Origin of the sequence: Chelatococcus sp. CO-6, assembly GCF_001271345.1 — a bacterium.
GTDB classification, from domain to species: Bacteria; Pseudomonadota; Alphaproteobacteria; order Rhizobiales; family Beijerinckiaceae; genus Chelatococcus_A; species Chelatococcus_A caeni.
In genome coordinates this window covers 821,698-840,841 of the sequence record NZ_CP012399.1, presented here as the reverse complement: position 1 = coordinate 840,841, position 19,144 = coordinate 821,698, and the positions used below count along the sequence as shown (strand labels likewise).

19 protein-coding genes are annotated in these 19,144 nt (G+C 69.4%); 13 read left to right on the top strand and 6 right to left on the bottom strand.

Annotated features, from left to right (window positions below; all coding sequences use genetic code 11):
* Nucleotides 1-84: 84 nt before the first annotated feature.
* Genes AL346_RS24385 through AL346_RS24360 form a run of 6 tightly spaced genes read left to right on the top strand, consistent with a single transcriptional unit; the run spans nt 85 to nt 4,968 of the window.
* A complete protein-coding gene (locus AL346_RS24385; protein WP_019404307.1) occupies nt 85-1,230 on the top strand; it encodes a mandelate racemase/muconate lactonizing enzyme family protein in 1,146 nt (381 codons plus the stop codon).
* A gap of 4 nt (nt 1,231-1,234) precedes the next feature.
* On the top strand, nt 1,235-2,128 hold the full coding sequence (locus AL346_RS24380; protein WP_019404308.1) for a carbohydrate ABC transporter permease: 894 nt from the start codon (nt 1,235-1,237) through the stop codon (nt 2,126-2,128).
* The gene (locus AL346_RS24375) at nt 2,118-2,963 is read left to right on the top strand and encodes a carbohydrate ABC transporter permease (protein ID WP_245258958.1); all 846 of its coding nucleotides are present in this window, start codon (nt 2,118-2,120) and stop codon (nt 2,961-2,963) included. Before AL346_RS24380 ends, AL346_RS24375 begins: the two co-directional genes overlap by 11 nt.
* Nucleotides 2,964-2,977: 14 nt before the next feature.
* Nucleotides 2,978-3,865 (top strand): DUF6772 family protein, encoded by an 888-nt coding sequence (locus AL346_RS24370; protein WP_019404310.1) that lies wholly within the window; start codon nt 2,978-2,980, stop codon nt 3,863-3,865.
* On the top strand, nt 3,865-4,200 hold the full coding sequence (locus AL346_RS24365; protein ID WP_019404311.1) for a hypothetical protein: 336 nt from the start codon (nt 3,865-3,867) through the stop codon (nt 4,198-4,200). Before AL346_RS24370 ends, AL346_RS24365 begins: the two co-directional genes overlap by 1 nt.
* Nucleotides 4,201-4,203: 3 nt before the next feature.
* Nucleotides 4,204-4,968 carry an SDR family NAD(P)-dependent oxidoreductase gene (locus AL346_RS24360; protein ID WP_019404312.1) on the top strand — a complete coding sequence of 255 codons (765 nt, stop codon included), beginning with the start codon at nt 4,204-4,206 and terminating at the stop codon, nt 4,966-4,968.
* 27 nt (nt 4,969-4,995) lie between these two features.
* Here AL346_RS24360 and AL346_RS24355 read toward each other — a convergent pair whose 3' ends face one another.
* Nucleotides 4,996-6,336, bottom strand: coding sequence for an aminotransferase class I/II-fold pyridoxal phosphate-dependent enzyme (locus AL346_RS24355; RefSeq protein ID WP_019404313.1), 1,341 nt, complete (start codon nt 6,334-6,336; stop codon nt 4,996-4,998).
* A 124-nt stretch (nt 6,337-6,460) separates the two neighbouring features.
* On the opposite strand from AL346_RS24355, the gene AL346_RS24350 reads away from it, so the two are divergent.
* From AL346_RS24350 to AL346_RS24330, 5 genes are read left to right on the top strand one after another with little or no spacing between them, the layout of a single operon-like run.
* Complete coding sequence (locus AL346_RS24350; protein ID WP_053194238.1) at nt 6,461-7,435, top strand: nitrate ABC transporter substrate-binding protein; 975 nt, start codon at nt 6,461-6,463, stop codon at nt 7,433-7,435.
* Nucleotides 7,432-8,280, top strand: a complete 849-nt coding sequence (locus AL346_RS24345; RefSeq protein WP_053194236.1) for a deaminated glutathione amidase — start codon at nt 7,432-7,434, stop codon at nt 8,278-8,280. Before AL346_RS24350 ends, AL346_RS24345 begins: the two co-directional genes overlap by 4 nt.
* 43 nt (nt 8,281-8,323) lie before the next feature.
* Nucleotides 8,324-9,211 (top strand): ABC transporter substrate-binding protein, encoded by an 888-nt coding sequence (locus AL346_RS24340; RefSeq protein ID WP_019402026.1) that lies wholly within the window; start codon nt 8,324-8,326, stop codon nt 9,209-9,211.
* Nucleotides 9,212-9,216: 5 nt separating this feature from the next.
* Entirely contained in the window at nt 9,217-10,137 is a 921-nt protein-coding gene (locus tag AL346_RS24335; RefSeq protein ID WP_050996587.1) for an amino acid ABC transporter permease, read from the top strand.
* A complete protein-coding gene (locus AL346_RS24330) occupies nt 10,134-10,949 on the top strand; it encodes an amino acid ABC transporter ATP-binding protein (protein ID WP_019402024.1) in 816 nt (271 codons plus the stop codon). The genes AL346_RS24335 and AL346_RS24330 overlap by 4 nt, the downstream gene beginning before the upstream one ends.
* Before the next feature lie 15 nt (nt 10,950-10,964).
* On the opposite strand, the gene AL346_RS24325 is transcribed toward AL346_RS24330, so the two are convergent.
* The 5 genes from AL346_RS24325 to AL346_RS24305 all read right to left on the bottom strand — a co-directional run bounded on the left by AL346_RS24325 (nt 10,965) and on the right by AL346_RS24305 (nt 17,269).
* A complete protein-coding gene (locus tag AL346_RS24325; protein WP_019402023.1) occupies nt 10,965-12,743 on the bottom strand; it encodes an ABC transporter ATP-binding protein in 1,779 nt (592 codons plus the stop codon).
* Nucleotides 12,744-12,761: 18 nt separating this feature from the next.
* Nucleotides 12,762-13,673, bottom strand: a complete 912-nt coding sequence (locus AL346_RS24320) for a metallophosphoesterase (RefSeq protein ID WP_019402022.1) — start codon at nt 13,671-13,673, stop codon at nt 12,762-12,764.
* A gap of 70 nt (nt 13,674-13,743) precedes the next feature.
* Nucleotides 13,744-15,312 (bottom strand): ABC transporter substrate-binding protein, encoded by a 1,569-nt coding sequence (locus tag AL346_RS24315; RefSeq protein ID WP_245303246.1) that lies wholly within the window; start codon nt 15,310-15,312, stop codon nt 13,744-13,746.
* 95 nt (nt 15,313-15,407) lie between these two features.
* Nucleotides 15,408-16,328 (bottom strand): ABC transporter permease, encoded by a 921-nt coding sequence (locus AL346_RS24310; RefSeq protein ID WP_019400460.1) that lies wholly within the window; start codon nt 16,326-16,328, stop codon nt 15,408-15,410.
* Nucleotides 16,329-16,342: 14 nt separating this feature from the next.
* The gene (locus AL346_RS24305; protein WP_026014825.1) at nt 16,343-17,269 is read right to left on the bottom strand and encodes an ABC transporter permease; all 927 of its coding nucleotides are present in this window, start codon (nt 17,267-17,269) and stop codon (nt 16,343-16,345) included.
* Nucleotides 17,270-17,419: 150 nt separating this feature from the next.
* Here AL346_RS24305 and AL346_RS24300 point away from each other — a divergent pair, with 150 nt between their 5' ends.
* Together AL346_RS24300 and AL346_RS24295 are read left to right on the top strand one after the other, a co-directional pair.
* Entirely contained in the window at nt 17,420-18,145 is a 726-nt protein-coding gene (locus AL346_RS24300; RefSeq protein WP_019400458.1) for an HAD-IIA family hydrolase, read from the top strand.
* Complete coding sequence (locus AL346_RS24295) at nt 18,145-19,047, top strand: MurR/RpiR family transcriptional regulator (protein ID WP_019400457.1); 903 nt, start codon at nt 18,145-18,147, stop codon at nt 19,045-19,047. The genes AL346_RS24300 and AL346_RS24295 overlap by 1 nt, the downstream gene beginning before the upstream one ends.
* Nucleotides 19,048-19,144: the final 97 nt, after the last annotated feature.

Sequence of the window (19,144 nt, the reverse complement as noted above, 5' to 3'; positions counted from 1 at the left end):
CCTTCATCGCATAAACCCAGCAGGGTTGCAACCTAGAAACTTATCAGATAGGTGAGATGCAGAGAGGAAACCAGAGGCGGGATCATGCCCGACACCAAACGGCCGGCAGCCGGCCGCATCGCACGGGTTGAGGCGCATCCACTGCGCGCCACGCTGCCGACAGCGCAGCGGACATCGCAGGGCGACTGGGCGACGATCGAGATCGTCGTCGTCGAGGTGGAGACGGACGAGGGCCTCGTCGGCTTCGGCGAGTGCCTCGGCCGGCGCGGCGCGGCCGCCTACGCGCGCTTCATCGAAGGCGTGCTCGCGCCGAGGATCCTCGGCGAGGATGCGCTCGACCGGCGCCGGTTGTGGAACGCCATGCGCGGCGCGCTCACCGGCCGCGTCGGCGGCATGCTGGTCGAGGCTGTCGCCGGTGTCGACATCGCCCTGTGGGATATTGCCGGCAAGGCCGCCGGCATGCCGGTGGCGAAGCTCCTCGGCGGCGTCGGGCGCGGCACGGTCCCGGCCTATGCCTCCTCGATCAACTGGTTCGACGACGCGTCCGTCGAGGCGGAGGTCGCGGCGGCGCTCGATGCCGGCTTCCATCAGATCAAGGTGAAGACCGGCCGCTCCGTGCCCGCCTCGATCGACCGCATCCGCCTCGTGCGCCGCCTCGCCGGCGATGCCATCGGCCTCAGCGTCGATGCCAACTGGGCCTATGACCTCGACGATGCGGTACGCGTCGGCCGCGCGCTCGAGGAGTGCGGCTACGACTGGTTCGAGGAGCCGCTGCGGCCAGAGGACCGCGCGGGCTATCGTCTGCTGCGCGACAAGCTCGACGTGCGGCTCGCCGCGGGCGAAAGCGACTTCACGGCGCTCGACGCCCTGCCCATGCTGCAGGACCGGTCCATCGGCCTCATCCAGCCGGACGTGGCGCGGGCCGGCGGCATCACCGAGACCTGGCGCATCGCCGAGCTCGCGCAGAGCTTCAACGTCGCCTATGCCCCGCACGTCGGCTGGTCGGGCGCCATCTGCGTCGCCGCCAGCCTGCAGCTCGCCGCCGCTGCGGAAAACTGCCTTGCCTTCGAATGCATGGTCTATCGCAACCCTTTGCGCGAGGCGCTGCTCATGGAGCAGGTCGGCGATCCGGCGACGATGGTCGACGGCGCGCTGCCGGTGCCGGCCGGCCCGGGCCTCGGCATTACCGTCGACCGGGCGGCGCTCGCCGCCCACCGCATCACGGAGTGACCGCATGGCGGCCTTCTCGATCTCCGCCATGCAGGAGCCGCGCCGGGCGCTGCCCTATGTCGCCCCCGCGCTCGCGCTGCTCGCCTTCGTCATCCTCATTCCCGCCGCCTATGTGCTGTGGCTTTCCTTCCAGCAATCGACCTTCGGCCGGGCGGCGACCTTCGTCGGCTTCGCCAACTACGCCAAGATTCTCGCCGATCCCTATTTCTGGCGGGCCCTGGGCAACACCGTCGTCGTCGTGCTCATCGTCGTGCATGTCGAGGTCGTGCTCGGCCTCGCCATGGCGGTGCTCTTCGCCGGCGGCCTACCCTTTCGGAAGCTGCTCATCGCCGCCGTCCTCGCGCCTTATGCGGTGAGCGAGGTCGGCGCCGTCGTCATGTGGCGCACCTTGTTCGATCCCGACACCGGTTTCATGACGCGGGTGCTCACCGGCCTCGGCCTGCCGCCGCTCGAATGGTCGGTGGTGCCGAGCCACGGGCTCGCGCTCGTCGCACTGCTCAGCATCTGGCTGCACCTGCCCTTCACCTTCATCATCCTCTATGCGGCGCGGCTCGCCATCCCGAAGGACCTCTACGAGGCGGCGGAGATCGACGGGGCGAGCGCCTGGCAGAGCTTCCGGCGCGTCACGCTGCCGCTGCTCATGCCGGCCATCCTCGTCGCCATGCTGTTCCGCTACATCTTCGCCTACCGCCTGTTCTCGGAGGTGTGGCTGCTGACGCAGGGCGGGCCGGCGCGCTCGACAGAGGTCGTCGCCGTCTACCTCTATCTCGAGGCCTTCCGCTACAACGACTTCGGCGCGGCGAGCGCGACCGGATGGCTGATGGTGGTGACCTCGCTCCTGCTCGCCGCCTTCTACCTGCGCCGGCTCTACCGGGAGATGTTCGCCCGTGCCGACTGATCCTGCCTTCACGCCCTCCGGGCTCATGCGCCTCCTCGGCAAGGCCGTTGCCGTCGCCCTGGTGCTCGCCTGGTCGCTCGGGCCGATCGCGCTCATCGTGAGCGCCGCCTTCACGCCCGAGCGCGACATCTTCGCCACCGGCGTCGCCTGGCGGCCGACCTTCGAGAACTTCGTCGCCCTGTGGCAGCGCTGGGGCGACTTCTTCACCGGGCTCGCCAACAGCTTCATCGTCACCGTGGGCGCGACGCTGCTCGCGGTGCTCACCTCGACGCTCGCGGGCTTCGGCTATTCGCGCTGGCGCAGCCGTTTCCTCTCCGGCTCCGTCTTCGCCATGATCGCGCTGCGTCTCCTGCCGCCCATCGTGACGACGCTGCCGCTGTTCCCGATCGTCAACGCGCTCGGGCTCAACGACACCCATGCGGTGCTCATCATCCTCTATGCGGCCTTCTTCGTGTCGCTCGGCACCATGGTGATGCGCACCTTCATCGACCAGATCCCGCGCGAGCTCGACGAGGCGGCGATGATGGACGGGGCGAGCCAGGCGCAGATCTTCCGCCGCGTCATCCTGCCCCTGTCGGCGCAGGGCATGGTGGCGGTCGCCATCTTCGTCATCGTCTATGCGTGGAACGAGTTCCTCTTCGCCTTCATCTTCACGACGAAGAACGCCAAGACCGCGCCCCTCGTGCTGTCCGAGATGATCGGCTCGCTCGAGGGCGTCGAATGGGGCGTCCTCTTCGCCGCCACCACTGTGCAGCTCCTGCCCATCCTCGCCTTTGTCGTCCTGTGCCAGCGCCATCTCATCGAAGGCCTGACGGCGGGCGCCACCAAGGGCTGAGAAGGACCATCCCGATGACACTCGACCGCCATGAGATCGCTTCGGCCCTGCGTCTCGCCGATCCCGCCCTGTCGCGCTTCGACCCGCTGCGGCGCATCATCGCCTTCGACGATTTCGACCGCGGCTTCTGCGGCTGGACGCAGCTCGTCGGCAATTACGAGGACACGCTCGATGCCATGCATCCGGGCTATGCCCAGCATTCACAGGCCATGCTGTCGACCTTGCCGACATGGGACTTCGGCAGCCATGGCGGCTTCGACGGCAGCTATGCGCTGAAGATCGCAACCCGGCCGCGGGCGGGCGCGCGCAACGTCTCGATCAAGCGGCTCACCTTCCGCCGGCGCGGCCCCATCCGGCTCGAGTTCTACTTCACCTTCAAGCCCGAGGCGAACGAGCTGCGCCTGTCGGAAACCGACGTGCGCTCCATCGGCTTCCTCTACGACCTGCAGACGGGGGACCAGGACGGCGACGCCTGGCGCATCATGCCGCATCTGCGCTTCCTCAACGCGCTCGACGGCGCGCATGTGCAGAAGTGGCAGTTCAAGCGCCGCAACGAGCCCTTCGCCGCGGTCGGCGCCGGGAACAAGACGGTGACGCACTATCACCTGGCGCCGGAAGGGTGGGAGGACATCGCCGGCGGCGGGCAGAGGCTCTGCTACAACGAGATTCCGACCAAGGTGAACTGGCACTACTGCCGCTTCGACTTCGACCTTGCGACCATGCAGGCGACCGGCCTTGCCTGCAACGACCGGGAATTCGACCTGTCGGGCTTCGACAGCATGCGCATCCCGGCCATGCGCAACCTCTGGTGCATGCTGAACCTCGCCTTCTTCGTCGAGACGGACACGGACAAGCGCGCCAGCCTCTTCATCGATTCCGTCTGCCTGTCGGGAGATTTCTGATGCTGCGCGAAAGCCAGGCCGCCGTCGTCGCCCGCAACGAGGAGTGGCGGGGCGCATCCGCCACCGAACCCTACGAGGCCGGCTGGGCGAGCGAGGCCGTCGTCTTCGTGCGCGCCCTGAAGGACGCGGTCGGCGCGCCGGGCCGTGCCCGCGTCGAGCTGTCGCCCGACGGCATGCACTGGGTGGCGGAGGGCAGCGCGTTCGACCTGCCGGTGCGGGCCGGCGAAGTCACCTTCGCGCGCGTCGCGCATTTCGGGACGTGGCTCAGGATCGCCGCGGACCTGCCCGAGGGGGCCGCGCTCACCGTCCTCGTCACCTGGCATCTGAAGGCCTGAGCCATGGGGAGCCCATTCCGCAACGACGGGCGCGTCGCCCTCGTCACCGGGTCGAGCCGCGGCATCGGGCGGGCGGTCGCGCTCGGCCTCGCGCAGAGCGGCGGCGCCGTCGCGGTGCACGGCGCGGAGAGAAGCGCGGCGCTGGACGATGCGGTGGAGGAGATGCGCACCGCCGGTGTCCGCGCCGAGGCGTTCGCCGCCGATCTCGCCGAGGCGGACGCCTGCCGGCGCCTGCCGGAGGCCGTGGCCGAGGCGCTGGGGCCGATCGACATCCTCGTGCTCAATGCGTCCCTCGAGCTGCGCCGCGACTGGCGCGACGTGACGGAGGAGGAGATTGCGCAACAGGTCGCGGTCAATCTCACCGCGAGCCTCCTCCTCCTGCAGGCCGTGGTGCCGGGCATGGCGGCGCGCGGCTTCGGCCGCGTCATCGCCATGGGCAGCATCCAGGAGGTGCGGCCCAATCCGCGCCTGATGGTCTATGCGGCGCTGAAGAGCGCCCAGATCAATGTGATGGTCAACCTGGCGCGCCAATATGCGGCGCAGAACGTCACCTTCAATACGGTCTCGCCCGGCGCCATCGCGACCGAGCGCAACGCCGCCGTCCTCGCCGATCCCATCTATCGGGCGCGCGTGGAGGGCGAGATCCCGGCAAGGCGCATCGGCATGCCGCAGGACTGCGTCGGCGCCTGCCTGCTGCTCGCCTCCGATGCCGGGGCGTACATCAACGGCGCCCGGCTCTTCGTCGACGGCGGCTGGCATGTCGGTTGAGCGGGGCGAGCGCGACCGCCCGCAGGTTCACTGATTCATGCCCGCAGGCGCCGCTGCGGCGCGGGCGATGGCGTCGGCGACGGCATCGTAGCGGTCGCTCAGGATGCCCGTCGCCACGCGGATGTGGCTCGTCGCGCGCACGGAGCATTTGCCGCCCGGCAGGACGGCGATGCCATGGGCGGCCAGGGTCACGAGCGCATATTGCTCCGAGATGACGGGGACCCAGACGCACAGGCCGTCGCCCGCGGGCAGGGCGACGCCGCGCGCGGCGAGCGCCCTGGCAAGGGCTGCGCGGCGGGTGGCGTAGACCTCGCGTGCCGCGGCCACCAGGCCCATGCTCGCTTCATCGTTCAGCAGCCAGGCGGTGGCCGCCTGCAGGAGGCGGCTCGTCCAGCCGGAGCTGAAGCTGCGGTAGGACTGGATCTGCCGGACGATGCCGGCCGAGCTCGACAGCACCGCAAGGCGCAGGTCCGGGCCGAGGGCCTTCGAGAACGAGAGGATGTGCACCACCCGGTCGGGGAAGCGGGCTCCTAGGCTGACGGGCGGCAGCGGCGAGACATCGCCGACGCCGTCGTCCTCGATGATGAGCGTGTCGCTGCCGTCGAGCACGCGGCCCAGCTCGCCGAGGCGCCCGGGCGTGATGGCCCGGCCCGTCACCGAATGGGTGCGCGGCTGGTAGATGAAGGCCGTCGGCTTGCGGGCGAGCGCCCCGGCGAGCGAGGCGGGCAGGGGGCCGTCGTCGTCGCAGGCGACCGGGATGATCTCGGCCCCGAGATCCTCGATGATGTCGAGGAGCCGCATGGCGGTCGGATCCTCGATGGCGACCGAGGCACCGGGCATGACGAGCGCGTGCAGCGCGGCATAGACCGCGTTGTAGCCGCCGTTGGTGGCGAGAAAGGTCTCGGGCCGGTAGGGCCAGCGCCGCTCCGCCGCGGCCTTCAGCTCGGCGAGGATGGGCGTGCGCTCGTAACTGTTGACGTTCTCGGCCGTGGCGCCGTGGGCGAGGGCCTCGGCCAGCGGCGGCAGCAAGGCGCGGTCCGGCACGGCGAGCGACAGGTCGAGCACGCCCTCGCCGAAATAGCCGACGCTGCCCATGCGCGCCGGGCGCGGGGCCACCGTGTCGCCGAAGACCCATGTGCCCTTGCGGCCGCGGCCGCTGATCATCTTCTGCCGCCTGAGCTCGCTCCAGGCCTCGGACACGGTCGCGGGGCTGACGCCCAGCCGGAAGGCGAGGTCGCGCACGGTCGGCAGCTGCGAGCCGATGGGCAGGGCGCCGGAGCGGATGAGGGCGCTCGTCTCGACCGCGATGCCGCGGGCGGTGCGCTCGCTGAGCCGTTCGGCGAGCCATTCGGCGTCATGGGTGCTCATGATTCTCGCTTATAATGTTCAGTAACATAATAGCTATTGATCGGAGATAGTGAACATTCAATTCTCGCCATGGCGACCCGGGGCCACTAGCCGGCCACGGGAGTGGAGCCATGGGAGAGGATGTGTGAAGGTCAGTATTCGTCTCGCGGTGCGTGATTGGGACTATGTGACGCCGCTGCTCCTTGGCGACGTCGCCTCCGAGCGGATCGACCTGAAGATCGAGCGCCTCGCGACCCTGCCGGAGGATTTCGCCAGCGATCCGCGCTTCGACGCGAGCGAGATCTCCTTCAGCCGCTACACGACGGCCCGCAGCCGGGGCGAGACGGCGGTTCTCGGCGTGCCGAACTTCCTCATGCGCGGCTTCCGCCACCGCTGCATCATCACGGCGCGCGACAGCGGCCTCGTGCGGCTCGAGGGCCTCAGGGGCAAGCGCATCGGCGTCACGGGCTGGCAGGATTCCGGCAACACCTGGACGCGGGCGGCGCTGGCGCGCGCCGGGGTGGGCATCGACGATGCCCGCTGGTACGCGGGACGCCTCACCGAGGCCCATCCGGTCACCGACCGGCTCGGCCGCTATGCCCACCCCGGCCGCATCGAGCCGGTGCCCGGCGAGCGGCCGATGCTGGAGCTTCTCGACGAGGGCTGGCTCGATGCCGTCTTCACACCCTTCATGCCGCCCGGCTTCTTCGAGCGGCAGACGCGCTATCGCCTGCTCCTGCCGGATGTGCGCGCCGCCGAGCGCGCCTATTTCGAGGCCGTCGGCTATGTGCCCGGCATCCATGTCCTCGGCATCAAGGCCGCCTTTGCCGCCCAGCATCCGTGGGCTGTCCAGGAGCTCAGCGATCTGATCGACGCGGCGCGGCGCCTGTGGCTGGAGAAGCGGCGCAAGTACATCGACACGACGCCCTGGCTGATCGAGGATCTCGTGTCGACCGGCCGGGACCTGCCGCCCGACTGGGACGCGAGCGGGCTCGGCGCCAACCGCCACATGATCGCGGACTTTCTCGACGAGGTGCGGCGCCAGGGCCTCGCCGACACCGGTCTGACGCCCGAGAGCCTCTTTCCATCGATCGCCGAACTTGCGGGAGAACCGGCATGACCACCTCTTCGAGCACCCGTTCCGTCGCCCGCGTCGCGCTCGGCCAGTTCGCGGTGAGCCGCGACTGGCAGGAGAACGCGGACACAGTGGTGCGGCTGATGCGGGATGCGGCGGCTGGCGGGGCCGCGCTCCTCGTGCTGCCCGAGGGCATCCTCGCCCGCGACATCGCCGATCCGGACATCGTGCTGACGTCGGCCCAGCCCCTCGACGGCCGCTTCATGCAGCAGGTGCTGGCGGCGAGCCACGGCAGCGACCTCACGGTGATGACCTGCATCCACGTCCCCAACGGCCGCGGGCGCGTGTTCAACGTGCTCGTCACCGTGCGCGACGGCGCCATCATCGGGAGCTACCGCAAGCTGCATCTCTACGACGCCTTCGCGGCGCAGGAATCGGTCAACGTCGAGCCCGGCGACGAGATCCCGCCGCTCGTCGAGGTGGCGGGGCTGAAGGTCGGCACCATGACCTGCTACGACCTGCGCTTTCCCGAGCTCGCCCGGCGGCTCGCCGTCGACGGGGCCGAGGTCATCGTCGTCCCGGCGGCCTGGGTGAGGGGCCTCGGCAAGGAAGCCCACTGGGAGGTGCTGGCGACGGCCCGTGCCCTGGAAAATACCTGCTACCTCGTCGCCGTGGGCGAGTGCGGCGAGCGCAATATCGGCGCGAGCATGGTCATCGATCCGCTCGGCGTCGCCATTGCCCGCGCCGGAGAGGCGCCTGCGCTCGTCTTCGCCGATATCGATCCGGCCCGCATCGCCCATGCGCGCGCCGTCCTGCCGGTGCTCGCCAACCGCCGCTTCGCCCGGCCGGAACTGGCGGCACCTGCCGCCGCAACGACGGCGGCAGCCTGACCAGAACCACAAGCAGAGCCAGAATCGGAAGGGGAACGACAACATGAACATCCGCAAGCTCGCCTGCGCCTCGGCGCTCGCTTTCGCCGTCATCCAGGCGCCCGCGCTCGCCGCGTCCGGCGATGTGCCGGCGCAGCAGGTCAACGAGGCGCTGCGCGCCAAACTGCCCGAGAACATCCGTGCCGCCGGCAAGATGGTGTCGGTCAACAACGGCTCCTTCCCGCCCTACGAGATCGTCACCGACACCAATGCGATGACCGGCGCCAGCGCCGATCTGTCCGAGGCCATCGGCCAGATCCTCGGCATCAAGATCGAGCATGCGTCCGTGAGCGGCCTGTCGGCCCTCCTGTCCGGCATCAAGTCCGGCCGCTACCAGTTCGCCATGGGGCCGGTCGGCGACTTCAAGTCGCGCCAGGAAGCCAATGATTTCGTCGATTATGTGCGCGAATACGTCGTTTTCGCCGTGCAGAAGGGCAATCCGAAGGGCATCAACAGCCTCGACGAGGCCTGCGGCAACCGCATCGCCGTGATGTCCGGCGGCTCGGCCGAGCGCGTCATCAAGGCCCAAGCCGAGAAATGCGCTGCCGAAGGCAAGCCGGCGCTCGAGGTGCAGTCCTTCACCGACCAGCCGACCTCGATCCTCGCCGTGCGGTCCAAGCGCTCCGACGCCTTCTTCTCCTCGCAGGCGCCGCTGACCTATTTCGTGCAGCAGGCGGGCGGCGAACTCGAGCTCGCGGCCGTCGGCAAGGCCAACGGCTTCCAGGACCTCTATCAGGGCGCCGTGGTGTCCAAGGGCTCGCCGCTCGGCGAGGTGCTGCTCGGCGCCATCAAGGAACTGGTGGCGAACGGCACCTATGACGTGATCATGAAGAAGTGGGGACTTCAGAACAACATGATCTCCGACCCCGGCCTCAACCTCGCTTCCCAGTGACGGTCATGAGCGCCCCGAGCGTGGATGAGCGCAGGGCCGCGGATGCGGCCCTGCGCGATGTCGCCAACGCCCACCGGCCGATCGCCTGGGAACGCTGGCTCCTGTGGGCCCTCGTCCTCATCGTCGCGACGGATTTCGGCTGGATCGTCGCCAACAACGAGAATTTCGGCTGGCCCGTGGTCGCCGAGTGGTTCACGGCGCCCTCCATCCTGCGCGGCCTGTCGGTCACGCTCGGGCTCACCGTCGTCGCCATGGTGATCGGCGTCATCATCGGGCTTCTGCTCGCCATCGCCCGCATGTCGGACGACCGGCTGCTCAGCTCGCTCGCGGGCCTTTACATCTGGTTCTTCCGCGGCACGCCGCTGCTGGTGCAGCTCATCTTCTGGTACAACCTGTCGACCCTGTTCCCGCAGATCTCCATCGCCATCCCCTTCGGCCCGACGCTGGCGAGCTGGGACACCAACGACCTCATCACGCCGATGACGGCGGCCATCGCGGGGCTGTCGCTGAACGAGGCGGCCTATATGGCGGAGATCATCCGCGGCGGCCTCCTGTCCGTGGACAAGGGCCAGGTCGAGGCGACGGACGCCTTCGGCATGACGCGGGCGCGGGCGCTGCGGCGCATCATCATTCCCCAGGCCATGCGCTCCATCATCCCGCCGACGGGCAACCAACTCATCAGCATGATCAAGGCGACCTCGCTCGTCAGCGTCATCGCCATGGCCGACCTGCTCTATTCCGTGCAGGCCGTCTACAACCGCACCTTCGAGGTCATCCCGATGCTCATGGTGGCGGTGATCTGGTATCTGCTCGTCACCTCGATCCTCAACGTCGGTCAGGGCTTCATCGAGCGCTACTATGCCCGCGGCGAGCGTGGCGCCGGCGGCGACAAGGCTCCCGCGCGGGCGATGGAGGAGGCGATATGAACGTCGCTGCGAGAGACAGCGCGGCCGCGGCCTCCGCCGCCGTGGCGCCGCTGGTGCGTGCGCGCAACGTGCACAAGTCCTTCGGCGCCAACGAGGTGCTGAAGGGGATCGACCTCGACGTGGCGCCGGGCGAGGTGGTCGTCATCCTCGGGCCGTCGGGCTCGGGGAAATCGACCTTCCTGCGCTGCATCAACCATCTGGAGGCGATCGACCGCGGCTCGATCGAGGTCGACGGGGAGCAGATCGGCTACCAGCTGCGGCACGGGCGCCTCAACAAGCTCTCGAGCCGGGCGATCGCCGTGCAGCGCCGCAAGATCGGCATGGTGTTCCAGCAGTTCAACCTCTATCCGCACATGACGGCGCTGGAGAACATCATCGAGGCGCCCGTCGGCGTGCACGGGCAGGACCGGCGCGAGGCGGTGGCCTATGCCATGGACCTGCTCGCCCGCGTCGGCCTGTCCGAGAAGGCGCCCGCCTATCCGCGCCAGCTCTCGGGCGGCCAGCAGCAGCGCGTCGCCATCGCCCGCGCGCTCGCCATCCGGCCGAAGCTGATGCTCTTCGACGAGCCGACCTCGGCCCTCGACCCCGAGCTCGTCGGCGAGGTGCTGAACGTCATGCGCGACCTCGCCGGACAGGGCCTGACGATGATCGTCGTCACGCACGAGATCGGCTTCGCGCGCGAGGCGGCCGATCGGGTCGTCTTCATGGATGGGGGCATCGTCGTCGAAGAGGGCCGGCCCGAGGACATCCTCGCCAACCCGCAGCACCCGCGCACGCGCCTCTTCCTCAGCCGCTTCATCGACACGGCCTGAGGCGCGGGCCGCGGCTCAGACGGCGACGAGATGGCCGGGGCCGGCCTCGGCGAAGTGCTGCGCTGGCGGCGTGAAGCCGACGGGATTGATGGGGCTCCTGCGCTCGCGCAGGGCGAGCCTGCGCGGGCCGTGCCTGAGCGCCGGATCGGCCACCGGCACTGCGGCGAGGAGGTCACGCGTATAGGGGTGGCGCGGATCCGAGAGGACGGCGTCGGTCGGGCCCGTCTCGACGATACGGCCGCGGTCGAGCACGGCGACGCGGTGGCTCATGCGCTCGACCACGGCGAGATCGTGCGAGATGAAGAGATAGGCGATGCCGAACTCGTCCTGCAGCTCGCGCATCAGGGCGATGACCTGGTCCTGCACCGAGACGTCGAGGGCCGATACCGGCTCGTCGGCGACGATGACGCGCGGTCTGGACGACAGCGCCCGGGCGATGGCGAGGCGCTGGCGCTGGCCACCCGAGAACTGGTGCGGATAGCGGTCGAGGCTGTCCGCCGGCAGGCCGACCCGGCGCATCAGCTCGGCCGCGATCTCGCGCCGCGCGGGCGCCGGCAGCCGGTCGTGAATGGCGAGCGGCTCCGTGACCAGCTCGTGCACCGGCAGGCGCGGGTTGAGGCTGGCGTAGGGGTCCTGGAAGACCATCTGCGCATGGCGGCGCAGGGGGCGGACGGCCTGCTGCGACAGGTCGGTGACGTCGCGGCCGCAGATGAGGATGCGCCCGGTCGTCGGCTCGACGAGCCTGAGGATGGAGCGGCCGATGGTCGACTTGCCCGAGCCGGATTCGCCGACGAGGCCGAGCGTCTCGCCGCGCCGCAGCGTCAGGCTGACATCCTCCACCGCATGCACATTGGCGACATGGCGGCGGAACGGTCCCTTGCGGATCGGAAAGCGGGTGACGAGGCCGTCGACGCGCAGCACCTCGCCGGTATCGCCGGCGTCTTCCGCCCTGCCGGCGCGCGGGACGGCATAGATCGGCGCGCCGGCGCCGAGGCGCGGCACGGCCGCGAGGAGGGCGCGGGTATAGGTAGCCTGCGGTGCCGCGAAGAGATCGGCCGTACGTGCCGTCTCCACATGTTCGCCCTGGCGCATGACGACGACGCGGTCGGCCATCTCGGCGACGACGCCCATGTCGTGGGTGATGAAGAAGACGGACGTGCCCGTCTGCTGCTGCAGGGCACGGATGAGATCGAGGATGCCCGCCTGGATGGTGACGTCGAGCGCCGTCGTCGGCTCGTCGGCGATGAGCAGCCGCGGCCGGCAGGCGAGCGCGATGGCGATCATGACGCGCTGGCGCATGCCGCCCGAGAGCTCGTGCGGATACTGGCGCATGCGCCGTTCCGGATCGGTCAGCTGCACTTCGTCGAGCAGGGCGAGCGCCGCCCGCTCCGCCTCGCGTGCGCCGATGCCGCGATGCGCCAGCAGCACTTCCGCCACCTGCTCGCCGATGGTCAGCACCGGGTTGAGCGAGGTCATCGGCTCCTGGAAGATCATCGACATGGCGTTGCCGCGGATGGCGCGCATCGCCGGCTCGTCGAGCCGTGCGAGGTCGACCGCGGGCCCGTCGTGCGGGCGGAAGAGCATCTCGCCGCCGGTGACGGCGCCGCCCTCGCGCTCGATAAGGCGCATCAGCGACAGCGCCGTGACCGACTTGCCCGAGCCCGATTCCCCGACGATCGCCACCGTCTCGCCGGCCCCGACCGAGAAGGAGAGGTTGCGCACCACGGGCGTTGCGCCGCGGCGCGACCGGAAGGCGACGCAGAGGTCGCGCACGTCGAGAAGGGGGGCAGTCATGGCGCCGGTCCTGAACGTCTATTCCGCCGCCTGCGCGACTTGGCTCGCAACTTGCCGAGCGGCCTGGGCTGCGTGGCGCAGGCGGATCTCGGGATGTTCGTGGAAGGGCGGCAGCGGCGTCACCCAGCGCCGTGCGGTCTCGGCGGCGTCGAGCGAGACGGCAAAACTGTCCTTGCCGAAGACACGCCAGTCGATGCGGTCCGACAGTTCGAGCAAGGCGAAGCTGCCGGCGGGCTCGGGATGGGTGGTGAAGCTCTCGGTCAGCGACTGCAGGGTGAAATGCGGCTGGCCGTTCACCATGGTCAGCGTGTTCCAGTGCACGTGGCCGGCGAAGCAGGCGACCGGCACGCGCGCCGCCGCCAGAACGGCCCGCGCCCGCTCGGCCCCGCCGGGATAGGTCGAGGCGTCGGGGTTGCGCTCGAAGTAATAGTTGCCGTCCTGCGCATGGCCGGACACCGGCACGTGGCTGAAGAGGGCGATCGGCTTCGTCGCCGTGCGCACCACGCCGGCGAGCCACAAGAGGTCAGCCTCGGGCAGCACGAAGCCGCCCGGGCGATGGATCTTCGTGTCCGCCCGCCAGATGACGAGCTGCCAGGCGCCGAGATCGACGACCTGATTGCCGAGCGCCTGGCCGAGGATCTCGGCATTGTCGGCGACGGTGAGATGGTCGCGGTCGTGGTTGCCGCAGATGTGGAAGACCGGTGCGGCTACGGCGCGAAAGCCGTCGGCGACCTCGCGCTCCAGGCGCCTGTCGGTTTCCGTGTCGACGTCGGAGATGCGGTCGCCGAGGTCGATCACGGCGTCCGGCCGCGTCTCGTTGGCGAAGCGGGCGAATTCGGCGAGCAGCGGCAGCGCGGCCGTGCCCTTCTTGGTGAAGCTGTCGGCACCGTGGTGGATGTCGGCGACGAGGCAGAGGCGGAGCGCGGTCATGAAAGTCTCGCGGCGGGCGGATGGAGGATCGGGATGAGGGGAGCAGGGCGTGTCCGGCTCCCGCAGGAGGTCAGCCGTCGACCCGGATGGAGCCGGCGCGGAAGTCGAGCACGTAGGGGATGTGGCCCGGCGCCGGCGCCCAGTCGACGGTCTTGCGCATGCCCCAGCTCTCGTAGGGCTGGTAGAGCACGAGGAAGGGCGGGTCGTTCTTGATGCGCTCCATCAATTCGCCATAGGCCTCACGGCGCGCCGCGACGTCGGTGGAGAAGCGGAAGCGGTCCCACTTCTCGGCATAGTCGGCGTCCGTCTTGAAGCGGCCCTCGCCTTCGGAGGGGCCGCCCGGCGCCCACATCACGCCGAAGGAGCCGAAGGGGTCGGGGAAGTACATCGGGTTCGACCAGTTGCGGGCGTTCATCGTCGGGTCGTTGCCCGTCCACTTGTCGTCGACATTGATGCGCGTCTTGACGCCGATGGCGCCCCACATCTCGGCGACGGCCTGCATGGCGAGGAGGCCGTTGGTGTAATAGGTGGCCGAGGTGTCGATGCGGATCTCCTCACCCTTGTAGCCGCTCTCGGCGAGCAGCTCCTTGGCCTTCTCGATGTCGTATTCGAAGGTCTTGAGCTCCGGCATGTAGAGGGCGCCGAAGGGCTCCATGGTATGGCTCGCCGGCACGACGGCCTTGCCCTGCCACAGGGCCTCGCTCAGGGTCTGCCGGTCGATGGCGTGGTTGAGCGCCTGGCGCAGCTTCGGGCTCGCCATCTTCTCGTTGAGCGTGTTGTAGATGAGCACGTGGAAGAGCGGCGTCACCATGCCGGCCGTCTTGAGGTTCGGGTCGGCCTCGACGGTGGCGAGCTGGTCCGGCGGCAGGTTGGTGATGATGTCGACCTCGCCGTTCTTCAGCGCCGTGATGCGGGTCGCCATCTCGGGGATGGAGCGCACGGTGACGCGCTCGAACGGGGCCTTGTCGCCCCAGAACGCGTCATGGCGCTGCCAGACGATGCGCTCGCCGGGAATGAACTCGGCGATACGGTAGGGGCCGGAGCCGACCGGGGCGAGCGCGAAGGCCTCGAAGTCGGAATTCTCGGCGACCTTGGGGTCGCCGGTCAGCCCCTTCACATAGTCCTCGGGCACGATCATCAGCTGCTGCATGTTGATGAGCGTTTCCCAGAGCGGCTCCGGCTTCTTCGTGCGCACCCGCACCGTGAGGTCGTCGACCTTCTCGGCCACGTCGAAGTTGTTCAGCCGGTCCTTCGAGCGCACCGCATAGGGCGGGAAGCTCGCCTGGAACATGCGGTTGAAGGAGAAGACGACGTCGTCGGCCGTGAGCGGCTCGCCGTTGTGGAAGACGACGCCCGGCCGCAGCTTGAACTCCATCGTCAGGTCGTCGATGCGGTTCCATTGCGTGGCGAGGCCGGGCAGGAACTTCGCCTCGGCGGTCGAGTGGTCCTTCTCGATCAGGGTGTCGAAGCTGTTGTAGTAGAACTGCGAGCCGACATTGGAATGGTCGCGGCCCGGATCGAGATAGGGCGGCATGTTGGAGGCGCCGACCTTCAGTTCGGCCGCCAGCGCGGGGGTGAGTGGGGCGAGGCTTGCGAGCGACGTCGCCGCGAGGGCGAGGACGAGCGAGCGGGTCATCATGGCGTGAAGGCCTCCGTTGTGGCGGTCGCGCCGTGCGGCCCGCCGTTGCTTGCTGGGAGGCGGCGGCTGTCCGCCTCCGGTCTCTCGATTGGCGCTCAGCGCTCGCGCAGGCGCACGTCGGTGCGGTCGCGCAGGAAGTCGCCGAGCATCTGGATGACGAAGGTCACGAGGAGGATGAGGAGCGCCGGCGCGGCGACGATCCAGGGCGCCGAGGGCAGGTAGTCGCGCCCCATCCCCACCATGGCGCCGAGCGTCGCCGTCGGCGGGCGCAGGCCGAGCCCGAGGAAGGACAGCGTCGATTCCAGCAGCACGATGTTGGAGATGTTGACCGTGAAGACGACGACCAGCGGCGAGACGAGATTGGGCAGGATGTGCTTGACCGCGATGCGCCAGCCCGAGGCCCCGGCGGCGCGTGCTGCCTCGATGAAGGGCATCTCGCGCAGGCGCAGCACCTCGCCGCGGGTGATGCGGGCGTACTGCTCCCAATAGGCGATGCCGAGCACGGCGATGAGCACGGTGAGGTCGCCGCCGAGGAGCGCCACCGTGAGCAGCGCCACAAGGGTGAAGGGCACGGCGATCTGGATGTCGACGAGGCTCATGACGAGATCGTCGACCCGGCCGCCGGCGATGCCGGCGAAAAGCCCGAGGCTGCCGCCGAGGAGAAGCCCGATGACCGCGCCGAGAAGCGCGACCCCGAGCGTCAGGCGCAGGCCGTGGAGGCAGCGCGAGAGGATGTCGCGGCCGAGCTCGTCCGTGCCCAGGAGATAACCGTCCTTTGCCCCGGCAAGGCCCATCGGCGGCTTCAGCCGCGACAGCAGGCTCTGGGCATTGGGATCGAAGGGCGCGATGAGCGGGGCGGCGAGCGCCAGCACGACGAGGACGAGGCCGAGCACCGCGGTGAGCCGCACGATCCAGTTCATGTCCGCCCAGACGTCGGCGAGCCCGGCGCCGAGGCGCGTGGCGCGGTGGAGGAGCGACGGCGCGGCGGGCGGCGCGGAAAGCGTGGTGTGGACCATCGGCCTTGCCTCCCTCACGACCTTGCCAGGCGCACGCGCGGATCGGCGGCGCCGTAGGCGAGATCGACGAGCGTGTTGATGAGGATGACGGCGAGCGCCACGGCGATGACGCCGAACTGCAGCACCGGGTAGTCGCGCCGGAGCGCGGCGGAGACCAGCATCTCGCCGATGCCGCGCCAGGCGAAGATCGTCTCGATGACGACGTTGCCGGCCGCGGCGAGGCCGGCGATCTGCAGGCCGAGCACGGACAGAATGGTGATGAGCGCATTGCGCAGCGCGTGCTTGAAGATGACCCGCGGTTCGGCGAGACCCTTGGCGCGGGCGGTGCGCAGGTAGTCCTGGCTCAGGACGTCGAGCATGGCGTTGCGGGTGAAGCGCGTCAGGCTCGCGATGTAGAAGGCCGACAGCGCGACGACCGGCATCACGAAATGGGCGAGCGAGCCGTTGCCGGAGCTCGGCAGCCAGCCGAGCCAGAAGGAGAGGGTGAGGATGAGCAGGACGGCGAGGACGAAATTGGGGATGGCGTAGCCGAGGAAGGCCGCGCCCATGATCATGCTGCCGGCCCAGGACTTGCGGTAGACCGCGGCGAGCGTACCCGCCGGCACGGCAACCGCGAGGGTCAGCAGCACGGCACCGACGAGGAGCTGCAGGGAGGGGCCGACCCGCTCCAGGGCGATGGTCGAGACCGGCCGGCGCTCGACGAGCGAAATGCCGAAATTTCCCTCGGCGAGGGCACGCAGGTAGCGCCAGTACTGCTCGAGCCAGGAGGCGTCGAGGCCGTAATAGGCGACGAGGGTCGCCCGGTCCGCCGCGCTGAGGCCTTCGCCGCCGATGAAGTCGACCGCATTGCCCGAGAGCCGGGTGGCGAAGAACACGCCGGTGACGATGACGAGCATCGTCACGACCATGCGCAGCAATCTCGCCAGGGCATATTCGAGCACGGGCCGGTCTCCGCCGTTCGGGTTCGGCAGCACACCTAGCGCCGTCGTGTGACAGTCGAATGAATGTTGCTCAATCAAAAATCATATTGACATTGAGAATATATCAATGAAGCCTCCGCAAGGAATTCGACGACGGCAAATCAGGTGTCCATGTCCCGCCCCCGCGGCTATCTCCTCGACCTCGACGGCACCCTCATCAGCGGCCGCAGGCTCCTGCCGGGCGTGGCCGCGCTCGTCGCCGAAACCGGCGGGCGCTTCGCCATCGTCTCCAACGACGCCGAGCACACGCCGCACGAGCTGTCGCGCCTGCTCGGGCGGCTCGGCCTTGCCGTCGCTGCCGAACGCATCGTCCTCGCCGGCACGACGGCAATCGACCTTGTGGCGCAGCGCCATCCGGGCGCCCGGGTAATGCTGCTCGCGGGGCCGGCGCTGGAGCGCTATGCGCGCCGGCGCGGGCTGCGGCTGTCGACCGGCGCCTGCGACATCATCATCGTCGGACGCGACCGGCGCTTCAGCTACCGGCGCCTCGCGGCAGCGGCGCATGCCGTCTCCCTCGGGGCGAAGCTCGTTCTCGCCTGTCCGGACACGCACCACCGTGGGCCGCTCGGCGAGCCCGTTCCGGAAGTCGGCGCGCTGGCGGCTTCCATCCTCTCCTGCGCCGGGGCGGGCGAGTGCGAGGTGGTGGGCAAGCCCGAGCCGCTGCTCTTCCGCCTCGGCTGCGAGCGGCTCGGCCTTCCGCCGCAGGAGGTGGTCATGATCGGCGACAATCCGGCCACCGACGGCAAGGGTGCCATGCGGGCGGGCATGCGCTTCCTGCACGTCCGGCCCGGCGATTTCGTGGAAGGCCTCGGCGCGATGGAAAGGAAGGTGGCCTGATGGCGGGTCCGGCAAACGGTCAGCAGAAGGATCGGCAGGCGGCGCTGCGCGCGGGCGAGTTCAACGGCGTGCTCGACCGCGTCGCGGTGCTGCGCCCGGACCTGCCGCCGACGGCGGCGCGCATCGCCGACTTCATCAGGGACAACGCCGGCGACGTCATCCACATGTCGGTGACGGAGGTGGCCGAGCGTGCCGGCGCCAGCGAGGGCAGCGTCATCGGCTTTTGCCAGATGCTCGGTGCACGCGGCTTCCAGCAGGTCAAGATCGCGCTCGCCCGCGAATTCGTGCAGCCGGTGCAGTTCATCCACGAGGATCTCGCCGAGACCGATACGGTCGAGGCCGTCATCGACAAGGTCTTCAAGTCGGACCTGCAGGCTTTGCAGGACACGCAGAAGGCGCTCGACGTCGCCGCCATGCGCGCCGCGATCGGCGCGATCCGCAAGGCGAGCCGCGTCGAGGTGTTCGGCATCGGCAGCGCAGCGCCCATCGCCGAGGACGCGCATTACCGGCTGATGCGCATCGGCATCTCCTCGCGCGTCAGCGTCGACAGCCATGTGCAGGCCATCACGGCCTCGCTTGCAGGGCCGGATGTCGCGACGCTCACCATCTCCCACTCGGGCAGCACGGTGGAGACCCTGACGGCGACGCGCCTCGCCAAGGAGGCGGGGGCGACGACCATCTGCGTCACCAATTTCGGCAAATCGCCCCTCCACGCCCATGCCGACATCGTCCTGCACACGCTGGCGCGCGAGACGCAGTTCCGCACCGAGGCGATGACGAGCCGCATCGCCCAACTCGCCGTCATCGACGCCCTTATCGCCGGCCTTGCCCTCGCGGACCACGACCGCTCCGTGGCGACCATCGCGAAGACCTTCGAGGTGCTGACCGACAAGCGCGTCTAGCGACGCGATCCGTCCATGGGCCACAGCGGTCGCCTGCCCATGACGCGCCGGGGCACCGGCGGTAGGATGGCCGTGGCGCCGTTCTATGCGAGGGCGC